The organism is Arthrobacter sp. Cza30, assembly GCF_059090765.1.
Map to the genome: position 1 here is coordinate 1 of NZ_JBNHGA010000012.1, position 23,159 is coordinate 23,159.

Sequence of the window (23,159 nt, forward strand, 5' to 3'; positions counted from 1 at the left end):
TGGGCCGGTTGTCCGGCCCAGCGGCGGTGCCTGAGTTATCTCCCGTGCCCGAGCACGGCCGGCAGTGTTACTTGGCCGGGGTGATCAGCGCGGAAGCGCCGGCGCGGGCGGCGTCGAAGCGGGCTGCGACGTCGGCCCAGTTGACGATGTTCCAGAACGCCTTGACGTAGTCGGCCTTGACGTTGACATAGTCGAGGTAAAAGGCGTGCTCCCACATGTCCAGCATCAGCAGCGGAATGGTGCCCACCGGGATGTTGCCCTGCTGGTCGTAGAGCTGCTCGATGACCAGGTTGCCGCCCAGGGGTTCGTAGGCCAGCACGGCCCAGCCCGAGCCCTGCAGGCTCAGCGCGGCGGCGCCGAAGTGGCCGCGGAACGCGTCGAAGGAGCCGAAGTACTCATCGATGGCGGAGGCCAGCTCTCCGGTGGGCTTGTCGCCGCCTTCCGGGGAGAGGTTCTTCCAGAAGATCGAGTGGTTGGTGTGGCCGCCCAAGTGGAACGCCAGGTCCTTCGACAGCTTGGGCACGTTGCCGAATTCGCCCTTGGAACGGGCCTCGGCCAGCTGCTCCAGCGCGGTGTTCGCGCCGGCCACGTAGGTGGCGTGGTGCTTGGAGTGGTGCAGCTCCATGATCCTCGCCGAGATATGCGGCTCGAGGGCCGCGTAATCGTAGTCGAGCTGGGGCAGTTCGTACTTGCTCATGTTCTTCCTCTCGTCGGAATTACTGTGCGGAAAACTACTCAGTGCACACTTCCAGCCGGCACGGACAACGGGTGGTTGGCCCGCCAAGCTGCCAATCCTCATTCAAACATGACCGAGGCTGGCACCGTAGCGAATTTCGCCACTGACGTAGCCCCGCATCCGCAGCCCGACGGGCGGTTTGCCCCCTGAGACGACATTTTCACCTCCAGAGAGCGGGCGCGGTGGGGGTCAATCCGCGCAGTCGCAGAGCCCCGCGAAGGCACCCAGCTCCTCCAGGCCGGCGGGCCGGGCGGGCAAGTAGTCGGTCAGGGCGCGCGAGCGCACGATGACCGCCCGCCACTGTCCGCGCGAGACGGCGACGTTGTTGCGGTTCCGGTTCAGCACGAATTCCATGCCGCGCGGCGCCTCGGCCGCGGCTGACACGGCGGTGGAAACGATCACGACCGGCGCTTCCTGGCCCTGGAACTTGTCCACCGTGCCTACCCGGACCTCTGCCAGTCCTGCGCCGTCCAGCACGGAGCGGATCAGCTGGACCTGGGCGTTGTAGGGTGCCACCACGAGGATGTCCGTTCCGGCCAGGGGGCGCGGCCGGGCCGTGCCGTCCGCGCGCCAGGGCAGGCCCAGATGCCGGCGGACCTGGGCCAGTACCTCGGTGGCTTCTTCGGGCGACGAGGTCGCGTTGCCGTGGTGGTTCACGTACACGCATTCCACTCCGGGCGGGGCTCCTTCCAGCTGCCGCAGCGCGGCGGCCGGCGCCGACTTGAGCCGCCCCTCGTAGGCCAGGACGGAGACGGCCCGACACAGGTCCGGGTGCATGCGCCAGCTCAGGGCGAGGAAATAGCCCAGCTCCGGCGGCAGCGTGGCATGGCCGTCAGAGAGCCATCCGAGCGCCGACACGTCGACCGGTTCCGGATGCGTTCCCTGGGTGACCTGGGGCAGCTGCTGCGGATCACCCAGCAGCAGCAGGCGCCTGGCGGCCCGGGAGACGGCCAGCGTGTTGGCCAGCGAGAACTGGCCGGCTTCGTCGATGACCAGCAGATCCAACGACTTCGGCGGCACAGCAGACCCCGTCATGGTCCATGCCGTGCCGCCAATCAACGCGCCCCCCGGGGAAGCGAGCAACCGGGCCACATCGTCCGTACTCCGGTTGGGCCACGGCAGGTCATGGTCGCCGTTGGGTTTCTTGGCAACGACTTCCGGCGGCACGCCGGCCTTCTCGATGGCGGCGCGCAGCATGTTGTCCACCACGGCGTGCGACTGGCCGACGACTCCGACCTTCCAGCCCCGGGCCACCAACCGGGCGACGGCGTGCGAACCGACGTAGGTCTTGCCGGTACCCGGCGGTCCCTGGACCGCCAGGTAGGAATCGTCCAGGTCTGCGACGGCGGCGGTGATGGCGTCGACATAGCCGTCCGGGTGGTCCTGGACCTCGGGCAGCCGCGCCAGCGTTGCCAGTCGCGGCGGGCGCCGGCGCAGCAGGTCCAGCGCCGGGTCGGCCGGGAAGCCGGGCAGTGTGCCGGCAACCGCGGCGGCGAGGCCTGCGAGGAATTGCCGGATGGAGGTGGTGGGCAGCGGCTGGTCGGGTGTGAGCGCCACCGGCGGCTCGTTGTACTCGTCGGCACCGCGGGGCAGCCGCTCCTTTACCAGGAGCGTGTCCTTCTCCCCGTCGGCCCCCAGTTCAAGCACTTCGGCGCCGAACCAGTACGCGCGGTGATTGACGCCGTCGTTCTGGTCGCAGAGGAACGCCGGGAAGGGCTGGTCGTAGAGCCGGCAGAGCAGGCTGCCTTCCTTGATGGTGGATCCGGGTGCCAGTCTGCCGGTGAGCCGCAGCACGCGGACCGGGTTGCTGCGCGGCGTCGGCTTCTCCCACTCGGAAACGACGCGCGCGGCATCCACGGTGAAGACGTCGCGGGTATCCGCCCAGTCCTCGACCGGGGCATCGAGCCGGTCGAAATGCGCCCACCAGTACTGCTTCGCTTCCCGCCGGTGGTAGCCGACCGATGCCGCGACCATGGCGACGGCCTGTTCGTCGGCGGACAGCGTTTCGTTGCGGCGGGCGGCCCTGTCGGCGGCAGCCTCGACGTAGTCTTGCAGCCGCCGCTCCTCCGGCGGCAACGGCTCGTCGTCGGCGGCCGACGTCCCGTTCGCGGCGGAGGCAGCGGCCGCCGCGGGGGCGGCCCTGTGCCCCGGCACGACTCCGCGCTCGGCCGCCAACCGCAGGAGCCAATTGCGCAGTTCCAGCGTGGAGAGGCAGTCGTATTCGTTGTAGTCGGCAATGCTTTTCAGGACCGTGTCTGCCTCGGCGTCGTTGCCGGCGTCCCGGGCCGCACAGTAGCGGGCGTATGCGACTACGGAGGCTCCGGCGTCCTTGACGTCGCCGGACCGCAGGTTGTCTCCCATGTACAAGGGCTCGAGCTTCTTGATGCTGTAGGAGTTTTCCGAGATCCGCAGGCTGTGCCGGACCGTGTCGTAGAGGTCCACCAGGATGCCCTCGCGCAGCAGGTCATCGACGGTTTCCTCACCCACCAGGTGCTGCAGCGACAGCCGGCGCAATGCGGCCTTCTCGTAGTTGGCGTAGTGGTAAATGTGCATCCCCGGATACCGGCGCCGCCGATCGGCGACGTACTTCAGGAAGTCCGCCAGCGCCTGCCGTTCGCCGGCGCGGCTGTGTGCCCAGAAGGGCTTGAAGGGCGGGGCCGTGCCGGCAGCCGTCGGGTTTTCCACCACCCCGAAAAGGTACTCCAGGCCCCACACGCCGTCCTCGTCCTGCCACAGCGGGTCGCCCTCGAAGTCGAAGTAGATGTCGCCGGGGTCGGGCGCAGGCAGGCGGGACAGGGTGTGCTGCTCCAGCACGCGGTACGAAACCTCGTGTTCCGCGCCGTCCTTCCGGTAGGTCACCCGGCCGTCGGGCTTGGCAGAGCCGGTCTGCATCCTTGCCTGGTCTCGGAGCCGGGCCAGCGCGCCGTCAGGTGAGTCGCCGGGTGGAAGTTCAAGGGCGGCCAATTGGTCGATGGTGAAGATCCCGGCCGCGCGGAGCTTGCGCCGGCGCAGCGTGCTCATGTTTGCGACGAGCAGCAGGTCCCGGTGCAGCTCAACCTGTTCGGCGCAGTAGTTGCAGCGCCCGCAGGCGGTGACCCTTTCATTCCCCCAACGAACCGGGTCCGGCTGTTCGCGGTGTGCGGTGACAAGGTTTAGGAACCTGGTGCGGCGTTCGCGGAAGACCGGCAGCAGGTCGGTGAGGCTGTGGTTGCTGTGCCGCCGGTCGCCCAACACCAGCGTCACGTTGGGAGCTGCCGCGATGCCGGCTGCCAGGAGTTGGTCCCCGTACGCGGCCAGCTGCAGCAGCGCGGTGACCTTGGCGTGGCGGGCAAGCTTGGTGTCATAGACGGCGTAGGCGGCAGCCCCGCCGTCGTCGTGGGTCTTGACCAGGAAATCGGACCGTCCATGGAACCGGCCGTCGAAGAAGGACGCCTGGAACACCACGTCCGCGCCGGAGCGCAGCGCCGCGATCGACTCGGCGTGCTTGGCCTGCAAATCCTGCCGGGTGTAACTGCGGGTCTCGGCAATCTCCACCACGCCGGCGCCGAAGGTGTCGCGGAAGTGCTGCAAGACCCGGTGTTCGTGCAGATCGCCCAATTCCGCCGTGCGCTCGAGCATCTCGTCGCGGCCAAAATCCGCCACGAGGGAGCGCCCCAGCTTCTCGTCCAGCTTGCGCAGCAGCTGGTACTCGCACTGGGCGGCGATGACGAGGTCGCTGGCTGTATAGACCAGGTCGCAGTCAGCCCCGTCGACTTCGGAGTCGAGCAGAAACACGGTGCCTCCTCAAACAGGTGCGCAGGTGCCAACCCGGCCGGCGGCGGGTCCCCCCAACGATATCCCGCCGCCAGCCGGTGCCTGCCGGCAGTTATAGGTCTACCGTCCGGCACCGACATTTTCGCGAAAAGGGGCAGCCGCTCGGCGCCGGGGTTCCCTGTTACGCGATGTGACCGCGGTCTCCGATGGTCAGGCGGCCGGTCTGGCTATACTGCCAACAGCTTCAAGAACTGTGGCCGCCAAGCTCCGACTTGGCCACATACCAACCCCACGCTCGTTGGGTGGTTCGGATGACGAAGCGGCCTGCATCAGCCCTTGGCTACCGATGCGGGCAAGAGCACGCGAAAGGACGCGGCGCCCGGCGCCGGCTGCCATGGACATCCCTCCCTCCCCGCAACTCCAGGTCTTGAGCCTGGCCGACTACGAACAGGTTTCGGCAGCGCGCGAGGCCTTCGTGGACTTCCTGCTGGATGCCGCACGGCAGGCCCGCGGGCAGCAGCACGACATCGCCGCGGCGCAATGACCACGCGGACCGTGCCGACAGTGAAAGCCCCCGCAGCCGCGCAGGCGCCGGCCGCGCCGACACCTCGGACTCCCGCAGCCGCGCAGGCGCCGGCAGCAGCTTCCGGACCGCGGCGGGCCCGCGGGCTGCTGCTGGACACCGACGTCGTGGTCGAGCTCAGGCGCGAAAGCCCGGCCCCCGCCGTCTTCGACTTCCTGCGGCGGCGGCGCCGCTCCCGGGTTTACATCTCCGCCCTGACTCTGGGGGAGCTGCGCGCGCTGAGCACCCAGGACGCCGCGCTGACCGGGCAGGCCGACGCGTGGCTGATCGAGCTGACCGCGCGCTTTTCGGCCTTTATCCTGCCGGTGGACCAGCAGGTGGCCGAGGCCTGGGCGCCGCTGGCCATCCAGGATGTGCCGGCCGTCGAGTCGCTGATCGCCGCGACCGCCTCCAGGCACTGCCTGACCGTGGTGTCCGGCAATGCCGAGGGCTATCGGCGGCTTGCGGTCGAAGCTTGCGACCCCTGGGCGGCGGCCCGCCCTTAGGCCTGCAGCATCTGCTTCCCGAGCACACCGCAATCCCAGCACCGAGCACCGAGCACCACCCCCGAGCCGCACCCCCGAGCCGCACCCCGCGCCGCGCCCCGAGCCCCCGTAACCCACCGCACCGCCTATGCGAACGGCCACAATCGCACGTGACTTTCCCGCCGAAGGGTGCCTGGGCTGCGCCGAACGGTACCGCGAGTGGCCCCCTCGGCTATGTACCGACCGGGCGTTCAGAACGCGTGAGAAACTAGACGGGGTCCGGTGACGGGCGGCACTCTTGCCCCCTCTTTTCTGCGGACAAGCTCCATCACGGTAAGGAATACATGGCTCATGGCCACTGAGAACAATGCCCCGGGCACGCTCGATGCCGCTGCACGGGTGGATAACGACGGCGGTGCTCCCGCCAAGTGGAAGATTGTCGGTCCCGGTCTCGTTGTCGCCGCCACGGGCGTCGGCGCCGCGGACATGGTGGCCACGCTGGTGGCGGGGTCCCGCTACGGCTACGGGCTCTTCTGGGCGGTGATCGTCGGCGTCATCCTGAAAATCATCCTGGTTGAAGGTGCCGGACGCTTTACCCTGGCCACGGGCAAGACCATCTTCGAGGGCTGGCGCTCGCTGGGCCGCTGGACCACCTGGTACTTCGGTCCGTACATCATGATCTGGGGCTTCGTCTACGGTGCCACGGCAATGTCATCGGCAGCGCTGCCGTTGGCCGCGATGTTCCCGGTGCTGCCGCTGTGGGCCTGGGCCATCATGATGGGCCTGGCCGGATTTGTCATGGTCTGGTTCGGCAAGTACGCCACCTTCGAGAAGATCACCGCCTTCTTCGTCGGGCTGATGTTCGTCACCGTCGTCGGGCTGGCCGTCATCGCCGTGCCCAACATCCCGGAGATGATCGGCGGCCTCGTGCCGATGATCCCGCAGGAAGAGGGCGCGGTGTTCTACACCCTGGCGCTCGCGGGCGGCGTGGGCGGCACCATCACGCTGGCGGCCTACGGCTACTGGCTGCGCGAAAAGGGCTGGCACACGCCCAAGTGGATGCGCGTCATGCGCATCGACAACTCCGTTGCCTACATCATGACCGGCATCTTCGTCATCGCCATGCTGATCGTCGGCGCCGAGGTGGTCCGCACCGCGGGTGTTTCGCTGAGCGCCGGCGACGAAGGACTGCTGGACCTGTACGGGGTGCTCAAGGATGAGTACGGAGACGTGGTCGGCACCGGCTTCCTGGTCGGTTTCTGGGCCGCCTCCTTCTCCTCCATCATCGGCGTCTGGAACGGCGTGTCCCTGATGTTCGCCGACTTCTGGGGCAACATGCGCAAGAAGGAGTCCGGCCACCCGGACACGCGCGTGGGCGGCAAGTACTTCAAGTTCTACGTCCTCTGGCTGACGTTCCCGCCCATGCTGCTGTTCATGCTGGGCAAGCCGATCGCGCTGATCCTGCTCTACGGCGCACTGGGGTCGTTGTTCATGCCGTTCCTGGCGCTGACGCTGCTGGGCCTGCTCAACGGCAAGCGGATCCCGAAGGAATGGGCCAACCGCCTGCACACGAACATCGCGCTGGGCATCTGTGCCCTGCTGTTCGTGGTCCTCGGTGTCTACCAGTTGTGGAACTCCGTCTCGCCGCTCTTCGGCGGCTAATTTCCCGCAGGCTCCGCTGCCCCGTACCGTTTCGGTGCGGGGCAGCGCTTGTTTAAGCAACGACGACGACGGGCGCCCGGTATTGAGCGCTGGGCGGCGGTGGCGCGGTTTTGTGCGCTCGACGGCGCCGGCGCGGTTTTAGCGCGTCGACTGCCTGCGCGGTCGGGTGCCGCGCGGCATCGAGCTCGCCTACTCCCGGCCGGTCCGGCGTTTGCGGTCGTCGGCCGAATCGTCGTCGCCAATGATCGAGGCCAGGAGTTCGTCCGCCTCGCCCAGCCCACGGACTGCCTGCACAAGAATCGCCCGGGCCTCAGCTTCGGGTGAGCGATGGTGCGTATCGGCGAGGATCCGGAGTCCTTCCATGGTCCGCGCGTCCAGCTCGGGCACCGTGAGCGATTCCATGACAGCCACCTTCCCGTGGAGCATTGCGCCCCAAGTGCCGCCCATACTAGTCCCGCCCCGACGAGCTGTCAGCGGGCCGTCAGCGCAGCGGGTCGAACGGCCGGATCTCGTCGGGCACCCGGCCGGTGACAATCTGTTCGGCCAGCAGCTTGCCGGTCGCCGGACCCAGCACGATGCCCCACATCCCGTGCCCGCCGGCAACGTACACGCCGGGGGAGCGGGTGGCGCCGATGAGCGGCAGCCCGTCGGGCGTGACCGGGCGCGGCCCAACCCAGATATCCTCGAGGTGCTCCAGGTCCATGTTGGTGAACAGCGGCCGCACGGCGGCCAGGATCGCGTCGATCCGCCCGGTCTGCAGCGGTTCGTCCGGGCCGCGGAACTCCATGGTTCCGGCGATGCGCAGCCGTCCCTCGTAGGGGGTGCAGGCCACGCGGCGCGCCGGGAAGTAGATGGGGAACTCGGCCGGCTGGTCGGTGGCCACGCTGAACGAGTAACCGCGCCCGGCCTGCACCATGGTGCGAACGCCCAGCGGCTTGGCGAGATCGGGCAGCCAGGCGCCGGTAGCCAGCACCACGACGTCGGCGTGGAACGGCTCATGCGCGTAGGTCTCCACCGAAATCCCGGTGTGGCCGTGGCGCAGGGAGCGGACCTCGGCGCCGGAGATGATCTTCCCGCCGCGTGCCACCACGGATGCAGCAAGGGCCTCGACGAACGGGCCGGGCTCAAGGAACCGCTGGCCTTCCAGTTCGAACACCGTCGAGACGCCGGCGGACAGCTGCGGCACCTTGACCTGGGGGTTGTCCAGACGGCTCAGCGGGACGGACTGGCCGGCCTTCTCCACGCTGGCCAGCTCGTGCACAAAGTGGCGGCTTTCCTTCTCCTCCTCGAAACCGACGATGAAGGGTCCCTTGCGCGTCCACGATTCGACGCCGTTATCGGTCAACTCATCGAAGCTCTCCAGCGCCATCTTGTCGATCGGCGTCAGCGCAGCCATGGTCCGGTCCCAGGCCTTCTGCGTGCCGTGCAGCGCGAAGCGGGCCAGGAACTTCCACAACTGCGGGTCCAGGCGGGCGGGAATGTGCAGCGGCGCCGTCGGGTCAACCAGCGCCTTGGGCCCGTAGGTCCAGACGGTCGGGTCCGACAACGGCATGGCCATGCCAGGGGTGAGCCAGCCGGCATTGCCCCACGAGGCGCCGGCGGCGACGCCGGATCGGTCCAGAACGGTGACTTCCACGCCGCGTTCCTGCAGATGCCAGGCGGTGGCCAAGCCAACCATGCCTGCACCCACGACGACAGCGGTGCTCGGGGCGTGTGCGCGAGAGTACATCGTGTGCTCCTCGGGTCGACTCTTCTCTCGGACCCATCCTGAAGAATGTTTACCCGTTTCTCAAGCGGTTAGGAGAAGATTCTGTAAGAGTGAGGCATGCAGGCAGTAAGTTCAGAAAGTGGTGGCGATCACATGGCCGAATCGAACGATCTTCGACGCCCGTTCGGGGCTCCCGCGGGGTCGGGGCTGGACCGCATCGACCGGTTGATCGTCGAGATGCTCCAAGCCGACGCCCGCACCCCCAACAACGCCATCGCGGCGGCCGCCGGCATCGCCCCCTCGACGTGCCTGAGCCGGATCCGCTCCCTGCGCGAACGCGGCGTGATCCGCGGCTTCCACGCCGACGTGGACCCTGCGGCCGTGGGGCGCGGCCTGCAGGCGCTGATCTCCATCCGCTTGCAGGCGCACGCGCGGTCGAACCTGACCCAGTTCAAGGACTTCCTGTCAGGCCTGCCCGCGGTAGAGGGGATCTTCTTCGTGACCGGCGACCGCGACTTCCTGATCCATGTAGCCGTGGCGGACTCCAACGCACTGCGCGACCTGGTCGCGAACAACCTCAGCGTCCGCCCCGAGGTTGCCGGCACGAATACCACGGTCATCTTCGAACACGTCCGCCCGCCCGGCAGTTCGCTCGCTCCCTGATTCGCGGGGCCGGTTTTCCAGAGCACGCCCGTACCCTGCCTAGCCGGAGTGCAGCCGCGGCACCAGTTCGCGCAACTCCCCGGCTTTCCGGAGCACGCCCGCACCTTGACTGCGGAACCCCCGGAAGAGGCCCGCCTCTGCACCGCGCGCTGGCCCGGATTCAGGGCGGATTCCAGCCGCTCACCCATCCCTCGGAGCGGGCTGTGTGCACCTTTGTTGACATGTCATTCTTCGGCCGGATAGGATAGTTGAAAGCTCAAGCAATCAATCGAAGGCTGCAATGTCCTGGTTTAAGAATCTTTTCAGCAAGTCCAGCGCCCGCCGGTCTGCCGCCAACCCCGCGGCCTCCGCTGCGGAGCCCCGCACGGATGCACCCGTCGCCCAGCCGGTCGAGGCCGCTAGCAGCGAAGCCGTCGCCGGCCTCCCCAAGATCGCCATCATCACCGGCAGCACGCGCCCGGGCCGGGTCAATGACTCCGTCGCCAACTGGGTCGCCGCCGAACTGGCCTCCCGGACGGACGCCACCTTTGAGGTCGTCGACATCGCCGACTTCAACCTGCCGCTGCTGGACGAGGCCTACCCGGCCGCGTACCAGAACTACCAGGCCGACCACACCAAGGCCTGGTCGGCCAAGATCAGCGAGTTTGACGGCTACGTCTTCGTGGCCAACGAATACAACCACACCGTCTCGTCCGCCCTGGCCAACGCGTTGTCCTACCTGAACGTCGAGTTCAACAACAAGGCTGCCGGCATCGTTTCCTACGGCTCGATGGGCGGCGTCCGCGCTGCCGAACACCTGCGCAATATGCTGGCCGAGCTGCAGGTGGCCGTGGTCCGCAACCAGGTGATGTTCTCGCTGTTCACCGACTTCGAGAACTTCTCCGAGTTCAAGCCGACCGAGCAGAATGCCGGCACGCTCGCTCCGATGATCGACCAGCTTGTGCTGTGGGCACAAGGCTTCGCCACCATCCGCACTCCGCAGGACGCCGCCGTTTAGTACCCCAAGCCCGGCCCGCCCGCCGTCTCCGTTCGGCGGGCTGTCCTGCCGCCGGCCTCCGGGCCGCCAACACCGCCCCCGCCGTTTCCCCATCCGGCGGGGGCGGTGCTGTTCTCTGGGGCCGGCACCGTTCCGTCGGCTGAACCCGCCGAAGCAGTCGGTGGACTACCCCCGCTCGGCCGCAAGGATGGTGGCCATGGAGATGACGAAACCGGGTGTGCAGGCCGCGGCCAACACCACCAAAGCGATGCGTCCGCCCAGCAGGACCCTCCGCTGCAGCAGCTCTTCCCGCCGTCCCGAGCCCGCATGCCGCCCCGGAAACCGGTCCGAGAAGAACTTCAACCTGAGGGCTGCAAGTGCCCAGCCCATGGCGATGGCGGCGACGATCCAGGCCGCGACCACCACGCTGGCGCCGCCCAGCGGGACCAGTAGGAGCAGCAGCGGAAGATACCACTGCAGGTCCTTGGCCGTCCGAAGCAGCGGGACGCGACGGGACAGCCAAGCCGTGGCCACCGCGACGAGCATGCCGTGGGCAATGGCCAGCGCGGAGAAGGCCGCGATCGAGAGCCAGCCAGGGCCAACCACCTCAAAGTCCCGGCTGTCCGGCTGCAACGGCCCAAGCACTGTGCCGAGTACTAATAACAACAACAGCCCGAAGGCAGCTCCACCGGCCGGGCCCGCCGGCAACCACCGCCGCACCAGGCCGTAAAGGAGTGCCGTTCCGCAACCGATGGCCACGCCGAACAGGACGAAGCCCCCGGTCCCCTCCAGGCTGATCTCCCCGATGGTCTGGTTGTTATCGGTCAGCCTTCCGTCGTCTTCCGGCGACGTCACCGCCAACAGGCGCATGATCAACCGGCCGCCGGCGCCCGCCATGCACAGCCCGGCCACCCCGCCTGCAACCAGCAGCACTGTCGCCCACCACAGCACCTTGCGCGCAACGTGCGCCAGGAGTGCACCGCCGCCGCTGGGCAGGGCACGGCCGCGGCGCAGAAGTGCTACGTCGCCGTTCCCGGGGGTGCCGCCGTCGAGGACGAGCGCACGGTCGCGGTCTCCGTGGGTGTTGCCGTCGAGTACGAGCGCACCGTCGTCGTTCCCGTGGGTGTCGCCGTCCAGTACGAGCACACCGTCGTCGTCCACGACTGCGCCGCCGTAGTGCACGAGGGCTCCCTCGTCGTTCCCGTGACCGCCGCCGTCTAGGACGAAGGCTCCGTCGTCGTTCCCGTGGGTGCCGGCGTCGAACACGAGGGCGCCGTCGTCGTTCGTGTCAGTGCCACGGTCGAGGACAGGGGCGCCGTCGGCCCGACGCAGGTCCTCGTCACGGCCCGGCGGAGGCTGGAACCGCTCCCCGCCCCGGAAGGCCACCGCGGCCAGCCCGGCGGTCACCAGCACGCCGCACAGGATCATGAGTATCACGGAGCCAGTATCCGATGGCCCCGGAAGTCAGCGAACCCCAGTCATGTCGACTGGGGTCCGCAGCGAACCGTCCGCCGAAAACCCGGCGGGGCGGTTTCGGTTAGCGTGCCTCGCGCGCCTCGTCCCGGTGGCGCACCATGTAGGCGATGGCCAGGGCCAGCATCACGGCGCCCAGGACGAAGTTGAGCCAGGTGGTGGCTGCATTGGTGGACAGGAAGTTGGCCGCTGATTCGCCGGGGCCGACGATCAGGCCGTACAGCCACATCGCCAGGTACAGGATGCCCGCTCCCATGAGGAAGTCCCGGGCACCACTGGTGGTGCGGCTCATGATGTAGCCCACCACGCCTACCACCAGGTAGACGATGTTGAGCAGCATGGACACTTGGAACGCGTTGATCAGCATGGCGCCGGAGCCGCTGGCGAAAGCCATTTCTCCGTACTCCATGGTGATGCCGGGAATGAAGCCCAGCACACCGATCACAAAGAGAACAATTCCCGAAGTCATCGCGGCATTACGCACATTTCCGCGCGAGACGTGTGCGTGATGGGCATGCGGTGATGCGGTAGTCATTTCTCCTCCCAGACAATGAGTTTGAAACTTCGTCGAGTAACAACCCGGCTGTTGGTAGGGGCGCATCTGACGTCAGAACCAGCGCTTTCAGTTTACGTCCGTTGGCCCGCTGTGGCGGGAAAAAATGACGACGGCGGTGGGCCCGCCAGTCTGTCGTCGCGGCTTCTCGGGTGGTCCGGAACCGGGGCCGGTTTAGGCCTCGAGCAGCCTTTTGAGCGTGTGCAGGTCCCGGTCCACGGCCGCGGCATCGGCTTCGAACGCCGCCTCGTCCATGCCGTCACGGCGGTACAGGGTGAACACGACCTCCGCGCCGTCGCCGTTGCCGAGCACGCGCAGCGGGTTGTAAACAGATTCGCCCGACGGCAACGTCACGTAGTGGTCCAGCACGCCGAACTCATTGCGTTCGGTAAACGTGACCCGCACCGGCCCATCGTCGGTCTCGGCGACCCAGGCGTCGTCGACCACACCGATGGAGGAGCTGAGCCCGGCGGCCCACTGCGGCATGTTCTCGGGTTTGGCGGCGAACTCGTAGACCTCTCCAGCGGGGCGGTTGATGGCGATGCTGATGTGCCGCGATGCAAACGTCATGTGGCCAGTCTTCAGGTTCGCTTCGACGCGGGCAAGACCCGGGGAGGCGGCGGCACCGCCGGGAGGAACCGCGGGCTCGCGATGCCGTCGGGAGGGTCCGTGATTGGCGCGCGGCGGCGCGCGGCGGCGCGCGGGGCGCGCTGCCGCGGGTTCGAGCCGGAAAGCGGCTGCATGACAGACTTGGACCATGGCATCCATTACCGGCAACGGCGACGATCTCCAGGAGAAGGCAGCCCACATCGGCATGCGCCTCGAAGACCGCTGGCAGGCGGTCCGGGAACGGCGGGCACGGCAGCGCGGCGACGTGGCCACCGTCATGCCGTTCACCGGCTACGGTACCGACGGCTGGGTCCGCGTGCTGGCCCGGGTCGTGATGGCGCGGCCCGGGGCCTTCGACAACGGCCGCATGCCCTCGAAGCTCGTGGCCGACGGCATCCGCGGCTGGCGCAATTTCATCAGCCCGCCCGTGGCCAACGCGCGGGTGGCGATCCACGCCGACGGCATCGAGCACCAGGTGGTGGCCGACCGGGGCGGCGTGGTGGACGCCAAGGTTTCGGTGAGCCTGGCTCCGGGCTGGCACACCGTCACGCTGCGGTGCGAGGACTCGGAACCGGTGGAAGCCGCGGTCTACGTGGTGCCGCCGGACACCCGTTTCGGCGTGGTGTCCGACGTCGATGACACGGTCATGGTCACGGCGCTGCCCCGCCCGATGCTCGCGGCCTGGAACACCTTCGTGCTGGATGAACATGCGCGTAACGCGACGCCGGGCATGGCGGTGATGCTGGAGCGGGTTACGCGCGAGCACCCGGGGAGCCCGGTCTTGTATCTATCCACCGGTGCCTGGAACGTTGCCCAGACGTTGGCGCGGTTCCTGTCCCGGAACATGTATCCGGACGGTGCGCTGCTGCTCACCGACTGGGGGCCGACGAAGGACCGCTGGTTCCGCAGCGGTCAGATGCACAAGGTGGACCAGCTGCGGCGGCTGGCCGAAGAATTCCCGAAGATCAAGTGGCTGCTGATTGGCGACGACGGCCAGCACGACGAAGCCATCTACGCCGGCTTTGCGCTGCGTTATCCCGAGCACGTGGCGGCCATCGCCATCCGCCAGCTGTCGGTCAGCGAAGCCGTACTGGCCGGCGGCCGTTCACAGGACGGCCCGGTCGGACCCGCGCGCAGCATCCCGTGGATCTACGCCTCCGACGGGAAAGGCCTGGCGAACCAGCTTCAGCAGCTGGGAATCCTCTAACGAAGGCGGCGCCCCACTAGCTGGGGATCCTCTAACGACGGCGCCCCGCAGCTGGGAATCCTCTAACGACGGCGCCCCGCAGCTGGGAATCCTCTCACGAGGACGCCGCCCCACGGCTGGGAAACCTTTAACGACGACGGCGCCCCGCTCGTTATTGAGCGGGGCGCCGTCAAGCGGCAGTGCCCGGACGTCATACCTGCGGGCGCGGCCTGTTAAACGGTGGCCTCCACCGGGCCGAAAACGGCTTCGATCATGGCCCGCGCCGTGTCGTTGTCAGTCTTTTCGGCCAGCGCAAGCTCCGAGGACAGGATCCGCATGGCCTGTTCGAGCTGGTGCTTTTCACCGGCCGAGGAGCCGCGTTCGATGGCCCGCAGCGAGAGGTCGCGGACCACTTCGCTGACCCGGTAGATGTCGCCGCTGTTGATCTTTTCCTGGTTGGCCTTGAACCGGCGCGACCAGTTTTCCTGATCCTCCGGCACCTTCGCCTTCAGGATCGCAAAGACTTCCTTGACGCCCTTTTTGCTGATGGCCTTGCGTACGCCGACCGTTTCCGCGTTGCCCAGCGGCAGTTCGATCAGTAGGCCGTCGTGATGCGCGCGGAACTGAACGAACTTGGTCTGGCAGTCCTTGAACGGACGGGTCCGGAGATCGGTCACGGTAACAGCGCCGTGTGGGGGATAGACGAGGGTGTCGCCAACTTTAATGTTCATTGATGCCCTTTCATGCCATTATGGCAGATACTGCCACATTGGCAGCGAATACTCAAATATGGGGTATCTTGGAAGCTGCTATGCCACAGAAAACGCCGACCAGCGGCGCTTCCAGAACCGATGTGCCCGGCCCGACCACGGCTGAGCTCCCTGTCGCTGCACCCGGATTGAGGGAGCGACGGCGGCGCCAGACCCGGACGGAAATCAGCGAGGCCGCGCTGCATCTGTTCCGGGAACACGGTGTGGATGCCACCACGGTGGACGGCATTGCCCACGCCGCCGGGATTTCCCAGCGCACGTTTTTCCGGTACTTCACCAGCAAGGAAGAAGCCGCGCTGCCGGCGCATCAGGATTTTGACGCCGCGCTCGAGGCCGGGCTGCTCACGATCGATCCGGCCGGCAACCCGCGCGAAGAGCTTGAGCGCGTCTACCAAGAGGTCATGCAGGGGTATGCGGACAACGACGCCCCGGCAGCCCGCCGCATGTTGCTCGTCAACCAGCTGATCCGCAAGGAGCCCCTGCTTAAAGCGGCCATGCTTAAGCACAATGCCACCCGGACAACCGGGCTGGTGGAGGCCCTGATGGACCGGTTCGGCCGCGACGGGGTGAGCGACCTGCAGATCAGGCTGGCGTTCGAGACCTGCGCTGCAGTGGTCCGGGTTGCCTTCGAGGTTTGGGTGGCCCGGCGCGAGGCTGGCCGCAACGACAACCTGCCGGACATTTACGCGGCTGCCCTGCAGCTGTCCCACTGACCATGCGAAACACAAAAACCTCGGCCCTTACGACGACGACGCCGTGTCCGTGCCGGAGCGGCCGGCCGTACGGCGAGTGCTGCGGGCCGTTCCACCGCGGCGAGGCGGAGGCGCCGACGGCGGAAGCGCTGATGCGGTCGCGCTACACGGCGTTCGTCGCCGGGGACGCCGCCTATCTGCTGCGCACGTGGCACTCGGAAACGCGGCCCGCGCAGCTTGAGCTCGACCCCGCGCTGCACTGGACCGGACTGGAAATCCTCAAGACCGTCCGCGGCGGCGAATCCGACCGCGCGGGCACCGTGGAATTCCGCGCCGGCTACCGCGAGGGCGGCCGGGACCGCACGCAGCAGGAGAAGAGCACCTTCGTTCGCGAGGACGGCCGCTGGGTCTACCGCGACGCCATAGCCTGACTCCGGCGCAGCCCGGCCGAGACGAGCCGCTGATACCACCCGGGCCGTCCGTCAGTCGCCCGCGCGAGCGCGATCGGGCGGACGCCGTCGTTGTTCAGTCCAGGAACAGGACGGCATAGATGCCGAGCGCGCCGAGCACCACCACGCTGCCGGCAACCCAGGCGGCCGCGGCGGCGTCGGCGTGGATCCTCTCGTCGGCCACGCCGGAGACCGCCCGACGGTACCGGAGCTTCTGCGTGATGTAGATGCCGAACGCCGTGCACAACGCCACACCGACCAGGGTCCCGGTGAACCAGCCGTATTCCGGCATCCAGCGCAGGAACATGGCTGTCGCCACGATCATGGCCAGGGTGGTCCGGCTCCAGGCCAGGGACGTGCGTTCGGGCTGCAGGCCGGCGTCGTGGTGTTCCGGCTCCGGCACGGCACGGGCGCGTCGCATCAGGACGGCCGCAGGACGACGAACACCACCAGCAGCGCCGCCACCACACCGCCGCCTACCGCCAGGATCGGGGCAATTAGCGGCAGCGGCAGGGGAGTCTTGTGGCGCATGGCCCGCTCGACGTTGAGCCAGCGGAAGAACGAGCCGCCGCCGATCGCCATGGCCAGGACCAGGAGGATGATGGCGATGGTCTTGCGGATTTCCGGGACGAAGACGCCGCCGGTGAAGACCTCCACCGCGATGCCGCCGGCCAGGAGCGCCAGCGAGGTGCGGATCCACGCCAGGAAGGTACGCTCGTTGGCCAGCGTGAACCGCGGGTCGGGTTCGGTGCCGCCGCGGAGCAGTTTGTCGGCGAGTTTGCCGCGTTCCGGGCTGGGCGGGGGCGAAGAAGTAGGCACGGCTTCATGGTAACGAAGTCCGCAGCAGGCGCAGCGACGGCGACGTCACGTGGCAGGTGGTGGCGCGGCAGGACGGGCCGCGACGGCGACGTCACATGCCAGACGGCGTCAGGCCGCCGGCAGGTCCCTGTCGTCGTCGTTGTCCTGGTCCATGCGGGCCACGGTGAAGAAGCGGTTGCCCGACCCCTTGCGCGAACTCGGCACCAGGAGTTTGGAGTATTTTTCGCACCACTGGGCGGCGCCGCCGGAATCCGCGGCAGCCGCAGCGATGGCGTCAATATCGTCGGACCACCCCAGAACGCGTTCCCCCTCGAGGCAGAACTGGATGAGTCCCAACTCGGTATCTATGTGCAATTCGACGTCCACCCAAACGTCGAATCCCACAGTGTTGCTGGCTGTATCTTCTGTTTTGTATGTGTTCATCACGAGACCTGTGTTGCGCGTCACACCCTGTGGCGCCCTCCCACTATAGGGTTCACCATGCGGAATGCCAAACGGTTTCCCCAGCGTAAACGGCCGGTAAAGTAAATCGGGCGATGACTCAGACACCTTCCGCCCAGCGCCTCACCTGCAACGTGCCGATGCGTTGGGGAGACATGGATGCCTACGGGCACATCAACAACGTGGAAATCCTGCGCATCCTCGAGGAAGCACGCATCCACGCGTTCGGGCCTCCGGCCGGCACCGGCGGTCCCGGGCTCGAGGTGGACCTGCCGGTCTTCTCCGACCTGCCCGAGTCCACCCAGGCTTTGGTGGCGGAGCACCGGGTGAAGTACGTCCGGCCGCTCAGTTACCGCAACATCCCGGCACACGTGGAGGTCTGGATCAGCGCGATCAAGGGCGCCAGCCTGACCATCGCCTACCGAATCATGGACCCGGTAACCGCCGAGCAATGCGTGCTGGCCGAAACCACGCTCGCGTTCTTCCACACGGACACAGGCCGACTGCTGCGCCTGAATGAGCGCCAGCGATCGATCCTGGAACCCTACCTGGGGGAGTCCAACTTCGGCTGAGACGACGACGGCGATGGGCCGCCGTCGTGCCTAGCCCTCCCAGCCGAGGTTGCGGGCGATCCGCTCCAGCACGTCGAGGGTGGCTGTGTACTCTTCCTCGCTGATGCCGTCCGCCATACGGGCGCGCGTGCGATCGACCACCTCGCCGAGTGAGGCCAGGCTGGCCCGCCCGGTGTCGGTCAGCGCATAGTGGCCGTTCTCGGCGCTGACCCAGCCGCTTTCCACAAGCTCTTCGACCGGTTCCTGGGGGCCTTCGCCCTCTTCCTCCGGGATGAAAGGCCCCAGGGCTTCCGCGAGTTCGCCGGCGGTGGATGGCTTGTCCGCGAGCAGGTTCATCATCTGCCACTGCCGGCGGGTGATGCCGTGTTCCTCCATGGTCTCGATGAACTGCTCGTCGAGCAGCCGGTCAACGAGCTTCAGCCAATAACCGATAGGTCGTAGAGGTGCCATGCCGCCACCCTACAAGGGTCCGCGCGGCTGATCGACTGAGATTGCCGGACACGCCGCCGCTCCGAAGGCAAAAGCACACCCCGGGGCCCGCATGGCTCGCATTCTGGGGCGCGCGGTGGGGTCCGGCGCAGACGGAGCCGCTTTCTGCCCAGAGCAGACCCTGCTGACGCCGACGGCGCCGCTTCCTACGATGGAAGCAGCCAGAAGGGAGCTCCGCCGTGCTCGAACCTCAGAAGCTTCACCGCGGTCCAGGTTCAGGGCCTCCGCCTTTGCTCCGCGACGTCTATGGGGCGGTGCTGCGCAGGGAGCGCCGGCGCCAGCGGCGGACCCTCGACGACGTGGCCAGCCGGGCCGGCGTGTCCCTTCAGTACCTCTCGGAGATTGAACGCGGCCGCAAGGAGGCCTCCTCGGAGATCCTGGCGGCAGTCTGCGCGTCGCTGGGGTCGGGACTGGCCGCCTTCCTGGCAGCAGTGCACCGTGAATTGGCGGCGGCCGAAGGAAAGGCCGTGCTGCATCTTCAGTCCACGCCATCGGCCGCGCAACCCGCTGGCCGTGCACAGCAAGAACTGACCGGCGGGGAGACGCCGCCGGCCGATCCGGACTTTTCCGGCCTTGGCGGCAGCGCGCCCGCCCTTCCGCCGTTGGCACAGGGCGTGGCTTCTGGGAACCCCGCCGGCAGGGGGCGGCAGGATGCAGATTCGGCCGGCCGGCGTTCTGTCGGCTTGACCGATCGGGGCCTGCAGTATATTGACGCAGACGAGCTACGTTCTGTGGGTCCCGCCGACCGGGACCTGCAGCTTGTAGCCCCCGCCGACCTGCTTTCCGGAGTCCTCGCCGACCGGGGCCTGGCGCCACATGCACCGGCGGACACGGACCGTCAACCGGACACGGGCGCTCAAGGCGGCCCGCCAGCCATGCTGAGGGCCGCCTAACGTCACACGCCGCCGTACGCTCGGCGCGGGCGGGTTGAGGTGGTATCCGTGCGCTGTGCACAGGGGGCACGCGGCCGGACGCGTTCCGACAACGAAACCGCGGCCGCTGCTGTCGCAATTTCCCCGGCACCGCGGGCGGTGTCGCACCAACGGCTGCAGCCGGGGACGGCAAAACGGGCAGGTGCAGCCTTTCGGATGCGCCTGCCCGTTTCAGTGTTCGCCCATTCGGGCGCCCGCTCGATCCGGGGGTTGCCCGTTTCGGTGTCCGCCCGTTCCGGCGTTGCCCGGCGAGGTTCCGCCGGGCAACCTCAGAACTTAGGCCAGGGGAGCCAGCTTCGTCTTGCCGAAGACGGCGCGGTCCACGGAGATCCGGCCGGGGCCAACCAGGGCCAGCGCCAGCGCTGCGGCGCCGAGCAGCAGCACCAGTTCGTAGCCGCCGCCGTCCACGAAGACGCCGGCGGGGGCGTGGACGAGCACCAGGGCGCCGAGCATGTCCAGCGTCAACAGGGCAGCCACGAGCCGCGTCAGCAGGCCGAGGATCAGGGCGATGCCGCCGGCGAGCTCCAGGCCGGCCACGATCGGTGCGGCGATATCGGCAGCCGGGATGCCCATCTGGCCGAAGGCGGCCTGGGTGCCGGCGATGGTCCATTCGTTGAACTTCTGCCAGCCGTGGGCGACGAAGAGGAAGCCCAGGACGACGCGAAGAACTGTGCGTGCAGTGGTGGTCAAAGCGGAATTAGTCATGATGTTTTCACCGTTTCAATGGTCAGAGGATCGGCCGTCTGGAACGAGCGATAAGCATCAATAACTTGACGCTTCAATCAAATATTGACAGCAATTAGGTTGAAGTGTCAACTTTCGGGTCTTGGCTGACCGTACGAGGCGGGCAAAACCCTATGACCCGGCTGGCCGGACCGCACGGGCTGTCCGTCCCGAACCCAAGACGCCAGAGAGCATGCCCTCTTAAGCTCAGGCGCGGCGGACCGGTTGGCGCAGGATTGTCTTGAGCTTGGCCGGTTGGGTCTTGCGCGGGTCGCCGAGATAAATCTCGTGGTGGTGCCCGTTCGGTTCCAAGTCGTTGGCCGGTAGGAATTCATCCCTCAGGCGGGCCAAGATCGGTCCTTCGTCGTCGTACGCACCCACGTGCATGACCTGGACGCTTAGCCCTTCGTCCAGCGATCCGTGCCGGAGCGATTCCACCGCGGGAAGATCCTTTGTGGTTGCCGCCTGCCGCATCGCGTCTTCGATGTGCTCCGGCTCCAGCCAGTCAGGCTGGCGAATCATCATCGTCCACGACCACTCGTCCTTGGCCCGCCGGGTGAAGGCGGTCATGTCCTCCGCCCACCAGAGACCTTCCAGCGGACCGACGACATAGTCGCGCCCGAGTTGCTTCTTGCTGGCAAACTTCAGCGTGTAGGACACTGCGTACAAGGCCTCGACCGCCTGCCCGTACGCGGCTGCCGTGTTCGGATCGCCGTGGCCGTCCGCCTGCAGGAACTGCATGGGCGGTACGGTAACCAGCTGGAAGTCCTTGCCCGGGGCGTACAGCTCCTTTTGGTCCTTCTTGAAATCCAGCTTGTCCATGCAGCTTTCCGGTGGTGGGCAGTGGGCAGTGTGGTTCAGTTATATCGCCTAGTCACGGATGAAACGAGGAACATGCTGCAGCAATTCGCCGCCGAATGGTGGACCAGGATCGCCGCCGGGTTCATGCGCGGTGAACCACTCCAAGCCGGAGTGCCGGAACTGGCGGCCATCCTGGCCGCGGCGCTGCTGTTGTCGGTGCCCCGAGCAAGTTGGCGGTATTTCGGGTTGTTCGTCACAGCGATCCATGAGCTTGGACACGCGTTCGCGGCGCTGGCCACGGGGCGGCTGGTGCGCGGAATCCACTTGCGGTTCGACCAATCCGGCGCCATGATCAGTCGCGGGGCGGGCCGGGCAGCAGCGGCCTGGACCGGTTTCTGGGGATACCCGGTGCCCGCGCTGGTCGGGGCAGCGCTGGTGTGGGCCGCCTTCGGCGGCTGGTCCGGTGCCGCCCTGTCCGTCAGCGCGCTGCTGCTGCTGGCAACGCTCCTGTTCATCCGAAACCTCGAGGGCGTCGTCATCGCCGTGGGGTTGGCGGTGAGCGCTCAGCTGCTGGTGTGGTTCGCGCCGGTGGAGTGGCTCGGGCACCTGACGCTCGCCATCGGCGTCGGGCTTCTGGTGGGGGCCGTGCGGGACTGGCTGAATCTGGTGAGCGTGCACACCCGGCGCCGGCACCAGCTGGCCAATTCCGACGCATTCATCATGGCGCGCCGGACCGGTGTCCCGGCCGCGCTCTGGCTGGCCGGGTTCGCGGTGGTCATCCTGCTTTGCTGGGCGGCTGCCGTGGCGACCGCGGCCGCTGTCGTCCCGCTGGCGGTTCTGTAACGGAGTCCCGGCCCCCTCGGTCTTCTGGAGTGGCCCTGCTCACAACAATGTCATTCGCCTTGGGGGCCCGCTGGAACCGCGCCGGTGCACGGGAATTATCGCCGTGTGTGAGACGTTGTTGACCGATGTTGAAATCTGTGGAACAGCAGCTATGATGGGCGCTCGCAGATAGGTCAAAACAACGAGAACTTCAGGAGTTTTAAACCCCGATGGCAACCGATTACGACGCACCGCGCAACAAGGACGACGACAACAATAATGAGTCGCTCGAAGCCCTTCAGGCTCAGCGCTCCGGTGGTGCGAAGACCGCGCTGATCGACGTCGAAGACTCGGACACCGCCGAGGGCATCGATCTGCCCGGTGCCGACCTCTCCGGTGAAGAACTGGTGGTTCAGGTTGTTCCTCCCCGTGAGGACGAATTCACCTGTGGCTCCTGCTTCCTCGTCCGTCACCGCAGCCAAGTAGCCCGCGAAAAGAACGGCGAGAAGTACTGCCGCGACTGCGAAGGCTAAATCCCCAATCTTCCGAACCCCGCGCTGGGACCAGCGCGGGGTTCTGTGGTTAAATCACACGCTTCGGACGGCCTCGCGGATCGGCGTGCCGCCGTTGATGAACTCGATCACCTTGCCTGCCGTGGCAGGAACGGCCAGCACTTCGGCCGCCACCATTGCAACGTCTTCGCGGCTCACTTCACCGCCAGGAGTACCCGGTCCGGCTTGGATCTTCCCGGTCGCGGGCTGCAGCGTCAACGAGCTCGGCCCCAGGATTGTCCAGTCCAGTGATGTGGACTTCAAGTAGTCGTCCGCGGCGGCCTTGGCATCGGCGTAGGGGAAGAACGCGTTGTCCTCCGGCACGCCGTGGTTCTTGCCGGCGCCCAGATAAGACACCATGATGTAGCGCTGCACCCCGGCCGCCACGGCCGCGTCCATCGACCGGATGGCTGCGTCCCGGTCCACTGCATAGGTCCGGGCTGGATTGCCTCCACCAGCGCCGGCCGACCAGACGACGGCGTCGTGGCCGCGCAGCTGGTCTGCCAGGTCGTCGGTGGTCGTCTTCTCGACGTCGGCGATCACCGGCACCGCACCGGTTTCCCGGACATCGGCGACGTGGTCCGGATTGCGGATGATGGAGCTGACTTCGTGGCCCTGCGCGGTGAGGATGCGGGACAGGTGCAGCGCGACCTTGCCGTGGCCTCCGAAAATGGCAATGCGTGACATGGGGTTCCTTTCGGTGTGGTCCAACCCAATCTAGGCGCGGAGTCA

The 23,159-nt window shown here is 67.3% G+C and carries 27 protein-coding genes and 1 riboswitch; of the genes, 12 read left to right on the forward strand and 15 right to left on the reverse strand.

Annotated elements, in window-relative coordinates:
* Nucleotides 1–67: 67 nt before the first annotated feature.
* Nucleotides 68–697, reverse strand: a complete 630-nt coding sequence (locus AC5RVZ_RS29630; RefSeq protein ID WP_493979557.1) for a superoxide dismutase — start codon at nt 695–697, stop codon at nt 68–70.
* A 228-nt stretch (nt 698–925) separates the two neighbouring features.
* Nucleotides 926–4,510: a TM0106 family RecB-like putative nuclease gene (locus AC5RVZ_RS29635; RefSeq protein ID WP_494069194.1), complete on the reverse strand. Its 3,585-nt coding sequence runs from the start codon at nt 4,508–4,510 to the stop codon at nt 926–928.
* A 221-nt stretch (nt 4,511–4,731) separates the two neighbouring features.
* Nucleotides 4,732–4,854: riboswitch (SAM riboswitch) on the forward strand.
* Nucleotides 4,855–4,883: 29 nt separating this feature from the next.
* On the opposite strand from AC5RVZ_RS29635, the gene AC5RVZ_RS29640 reads away from it, so the two are divergent.
* The 3 genes from AC5RVZ_RS29640 (at nt 4,884) to AC5RVZ_RS29650 (ending at nt 7,198) form a co-directional block, all read left to right on the forward strand.
* The gene (locus AC5RVZ_RS29640) at nt 4,884–5,033 is read left to right on the forward strand and encodes a hypothetical protein (RefSeq protein ID WP_494069195.1); all 150 of its coding nucleotides are present in this window, start codon (nt 4,884–4,886) and stop codon (nt 5,031–5,033) included.
* A 20-nt stretch (nt 5,034–5,053) separates the two neighbouring features.
* Nucleotides 5,054–5,557: a PIN domain-containing protein gene (locus AC5RVZ_RS29645; protein ID WP_494069196.1), complete on the forward strand. Its 504-nt coding sequence runs from the start codon at nt 5,054–5,056 to the stop codon at nt 5,555–5,557.
* A 330-nt stretch (nt 5,558–5,887) separates the two neighbouring features.
* Nucleotides 5,888–7,198 (forward strand): Nramp family divalent metal transporter, encoded by a 1,311-nt coding sequence (locus AC5RVZ_RS29650; RefSeq protein WP_494069197.1) that lies wholly within the window; start codon nt 5,888–5,890, stop codon nt 7,196–7,198.
* Nucleotides 7,199–7,387: 189 nt separating this feature from the next.
* Here the strand turns inward: AC5RVZ_RS29650 and AC5RVZ_RS29655 are convergent, their stop codons facing one another.
* Nucleotides 7,388–7,600 carry a FitA-like ribbon-helix-helix domain-containing protein gene (locus AC5RVZ_RS29655; protein WP_494069198.1) on the reverse strand — a complete coding sequence of 71 codons (213 nt, stop codon included), beginning with the start codon at nt 7,598–7,600 and terminating at the stop codon, nt 7,388–7,390.
* 79 nt (nt 7,601–7,679) lie between these two features.
* On the reverse strand, nt 7,680–8,927 hold the full coding sequence (locus AC5RVZ_RS29660) for an NAD(P)/FAD-dependent oxidoreductase (protein WP_494069199.1): 1,248 nt from the start codon (nt 8,925–8,927) through the stop codon (nt 7,680–7,682).
* A gap of 132 nt (nt 8,928–9,059) precedes the next feature.
* Here AC5RVZ_RS29660 and AC5RVZ_RS29665 point away from each other — a divergent pair, with 132 nt between their 5' ends.
* Together AC5RVZ_RS29665 and AC5RVZ_RS29670 are read left to right on the forward strand one after the other, a co-directional pair.
* On the forward strand, nt 9,060–9,569 hold the full coding sequence (locus tag AC5RVZ_RS29665; RefSeq protein WP_494069200.1) for an Lrp/AsnC family transcriptional regulator: 510 nt from the start codon (nt 9,060–9,062) through the stop codon (nt 9,567–9,569).
* 280 nt (nt 9,570–9,849) lie between these two features.
* Nucleotides 9,850–10,566: an NADPH-dependent FMN reductase gene (locus AC5RVZ_RS29670; RefSeq protein WP_494069201.1), complete on the forward strand. Its 717-nt coding sequence runs from the start codon at nt 9,850–9,852 to the stop codon at nt 10,564–10,566.
* 165 nt (nt 10,567–10,731) lie between these two features.
* Here AC5RVZ_RS29670 and AC5RVZ_RS29675 read toward each other — a convergent pair whose 3' ends face one another.
* The 3 genes from AC5RVZ_RS29675 to AC5RVZ_RS29685 form a co-directional block, all read right to left on the reverse strand.
* Nucleotides 10,732–11,982 (reverse strand): hypothetical protein, encoded by a 1,251-nt coding sequence (locus AC5RVZ_RS29675; RefSeq protein ID WP_494069202.1) that lies wholly within the window; start codon nt 11,980–11,982, stop codon nt 10,732–10,734.
* A 100-nt stretch (nt 11,983–12,082) separates the two neighbouring features.
* On the reverse strand, nt 12,083–12,487 hold the full coding sequence (locus tag AC5RVZ_RS29680) for a DUF4383 domain-containing protein (protein WP_494069203.1): 405 nt from the start codon (nt 12,485–12,487) through the stop codon (nt 12,083–12,085).
* A 258-nt stretch (nt 12,488–12,745) separates the two neighbouring features.
* The gene (locus tag AC5RVZ_RS29685; RefSeq protein ID WP_494069204.1) at nt 12,746–13,141 is read right to left on the reverse strand and encodes an SRPBCC family protein; all 396 of its coding nucleotides are present in this window, start codon (nt 13,139–13,141) and stop codon (nt 12,746–12,748) included.
* A 187-nt stretch (nt 13,142–13,328) separates the two neighbouring features.
* Here AC5RVZ_RS29685 and AC5RVZ_RS29690 point away from each other — a divergent pair, with 187 nt between their 5' ends.
* Nucleotides 13,329–14,387, forward strand: coding sequence for an App1 family protein phosphatidate phosphatase (locus tag AC5RVZ_RS29690; RefSeq protein ID WP_494069205.1), 1,059 nt, complete (start codon nt 13,329–13,331; stop codon nt 14,385–14,387).
* Nucleotides 14,388–14,599: 212 nt separating this feature from the next.
* Here the strand turns inward: AC5RVZ_RS29690 and AC5RVZ_RS29695 are convergent, their stop codons facing one another.
* Complete coding sequence (locus AC5RVZ_RS29695) at nt 14,600–15,097, reverse strand: CarD family transcriptional regulator (RefSeq protein ID WP_494069206.1); 498 nt, start codon at nt 15,095–15,097, stop codon at nt 14,600–14,602.
* Nucleotides 15,098–15,177: 80 nt separating this feature from the next.
* Between AC5RVZ_RS29695 and AC5RVZ_RS29700 the strand changes: the two genes are divergently transcribed.
* Together AC5RVZ_RS29700 and AC5RVZ_RS29705 are read left to right on the forward strand one after the other, a co-directional pair.
* Nucleotides 15,178–15,849 (forward strand): TetR family transcriptional regulator, encoded by a 672-nt coding sequence (locus AC5RVZ_RS29700; protein WP_494069207.1) that lies wholly within the window; start codon nt 15,178–15,180, stop codon nt 15,847–15,849.
* Nucleotides 15,850–15,851: 2 nt separating this feature from the next.
* Complete coding sequence (locus AC5RVZ_RS29705; protein ID WP_494069208.1) at nt 15,852–16,259, forward strand: YchJ family protein; 408 nt, start codon at nt 15,852–15,854, stop codon at nt 16,257–16,259.
* 94 nt (nt 16,260–16,353) lie between these two features.
* Here the strand turns inward: AC5RVZ_RS29705 and AC5RVZ_RS29710 are convergent, their stop codons facing one another.
* The 3 genes from AC5RVZ_RS29710 to AC5RVZ_RS29720 form a co-directional block, all read right to left on the reverse strand.
* Complete coding sequence (locus AC5RVZ_RS29710) at nt 16,354–16,698, reverse strand: DUF202 domain-containing protein (RefSeq protein ID WP_494069209.1); 345 nt, start codon at nt 16,696–16,698, stop codon at nt 16,354–16,356.
* Entirely contained in the window at nt 16,698–17,096 is a 399-nt protein-coding gene (locus AC5RVZ_RS29715; protein ID WP_494069210.1) for a YidH family protein, read from the reverse strand. Before AC5RVZ_RS29715 ends, AC5RVZ_RS29710 begins: the two co-directional genes overlap by 1 nt.
* Before the next feature lie 108 nt (nt 17,097–17,204).
* Nucleotides 17,205–17,480: a hypothetical protein gene (locus AC5RVZ_RS29720; RefSeq protein ID WP_494069211.1), complete on the reverse strand. Its 276-nt coding sequence runs from the start codon at nt 17,478–17,480 to the stop codon at nt 17,205–17,207.
* Nucleotides 17,481–17,632: 152 nt separating this feature from the next.
* On the opposite strand from AC5RVZ_RS29720, the gene AC5RVZ_RS29725 reads away from it, so the two are divergent.
* Nucleotides 17,633–18,109, forward strand: coding sequence for an acyl-CoA thioesterase (locus AC5RVZ_RS29725; RefSeq protein WP_494069212.1), 477 nt, complete (start codon nt 17,633–17,635; stop codon nt 18,107–18,109).
* 30 nt (nt 18,110–18,139) lie between these two features.
* On the opposite strand, the gene AC5RVZ_RS29730 is transcribed toward AC5RVZ_RS29725, so the two are convergent.
* Nucleotides 18,140–18,559: a MarR family winged helix-turn-helix transcriptional regulator gene (locus AC5RVZ_RS29730; RefSeq protein WP_494069213.1), complete on the reverse strand. Its 420-nt coding sequence runs from the start codon at nt 18,557–18,559 to the stop codon at nt 18,140–18,142.
* A 269-nt stretch (nt 18,560–18,828) separates the two neighbouring features.
* On the opposite strand from AC5RVZ_RS29730, the gene AC5RVZ_RS29735 reads away from it, so the two are divergent.
* The gene (locus tag AC5RVZ_RS29735) at nt 18,829–19,491 is read left to right on the forward strand and encodes a helix-turn-helix domain-containing protein (RefSeq protein WP_494069214.1); all 663 of its coding nucleotides are present in this window, start codon (nt 18,829–18,831) and stop codon (nt 19,489–19,491) included.
* Nucleotides 19,492–19,806: 315 nt separating this feature from the next.
* Here the strand turns inward: AC5RVZ_RS29735 and AC5RVZ_RS29740 are convergent, their stop codons facing one another.
* Together AC5RVZ_RS29740 and AC5RVZ_RS29745 are read right to left on the reverse strand one after the other, a co-directional pair.
* The gene (locus tag AC5RVZ_RS29740) at nt 19,807–20,235 is read right to left on the reverse strand and encodes a DoxX family protein (RefSeq protein ID WP_494001699.1); all 429 of its coding nucleotides are present in this window, start codon (nt 20,233–20,235) and stop codon (nt 19,807–19,809) included.
* Between the two features lie 225 nt (nt 20,236–20,460).
* Nucleotides 20,461–21,075, reverse strand: coding sequence for a GyrI-like domain-containing protein (locus AC5RVZ_RS29745; protein WP_494069215.1), 615 nt, complete (start codon nt 21,073–21,075; stop codon nt 20,461–20,463).
* A gap of 72 nt (nt 21,076–21,147) precedes the next feature.
* Here AC5RVZ_RS29745 and AC5RVZ_RS29750 point away from each other — a divergent pair, with 72 nt between their 5' ends.
* Nucleotides 21,148–21,897, forward strand: coding sequence for a M50 family metallopeptidase (locus tag AC5RVZ_RS29750; protein ID WP_494069216.1), 750 nt, complete (start codon nt 21,148–21,150; stop codon nt 21,895–21,897).
* Nucleotides 21,898–22,106: 209 nt separating this feature from the next.
* A complete protein-coding gene (locus AC5RVZ_RS29755; RefSeq protein ID WP_493979582.1) occupies nt 22,107–22,409 on the forward strand; it encodes a DUF4193 domain-containing protein in 303 nt (100 codons plus the stop codon).
* A 54-nt stretch (nt 22,410–22,463) separates the two neighbouring features.
* Here AC5RVZ_RS29755 and AC5RVZ_RS29760 read toward each other — a convergent pair whose 3' ends face one another.
* A complete protein-coding gene (locus AC5RVZ_RS29760) occupies nt 22,464–23,114 on the reverse strand; it encodes an SDR family oxidoreductase (protein WP_494069217.1) in 651 nt (216 codons plus the stop codon).
* Between the last annotated feature and the right edge of the window lie 45 nt (nt 23,115–23,159).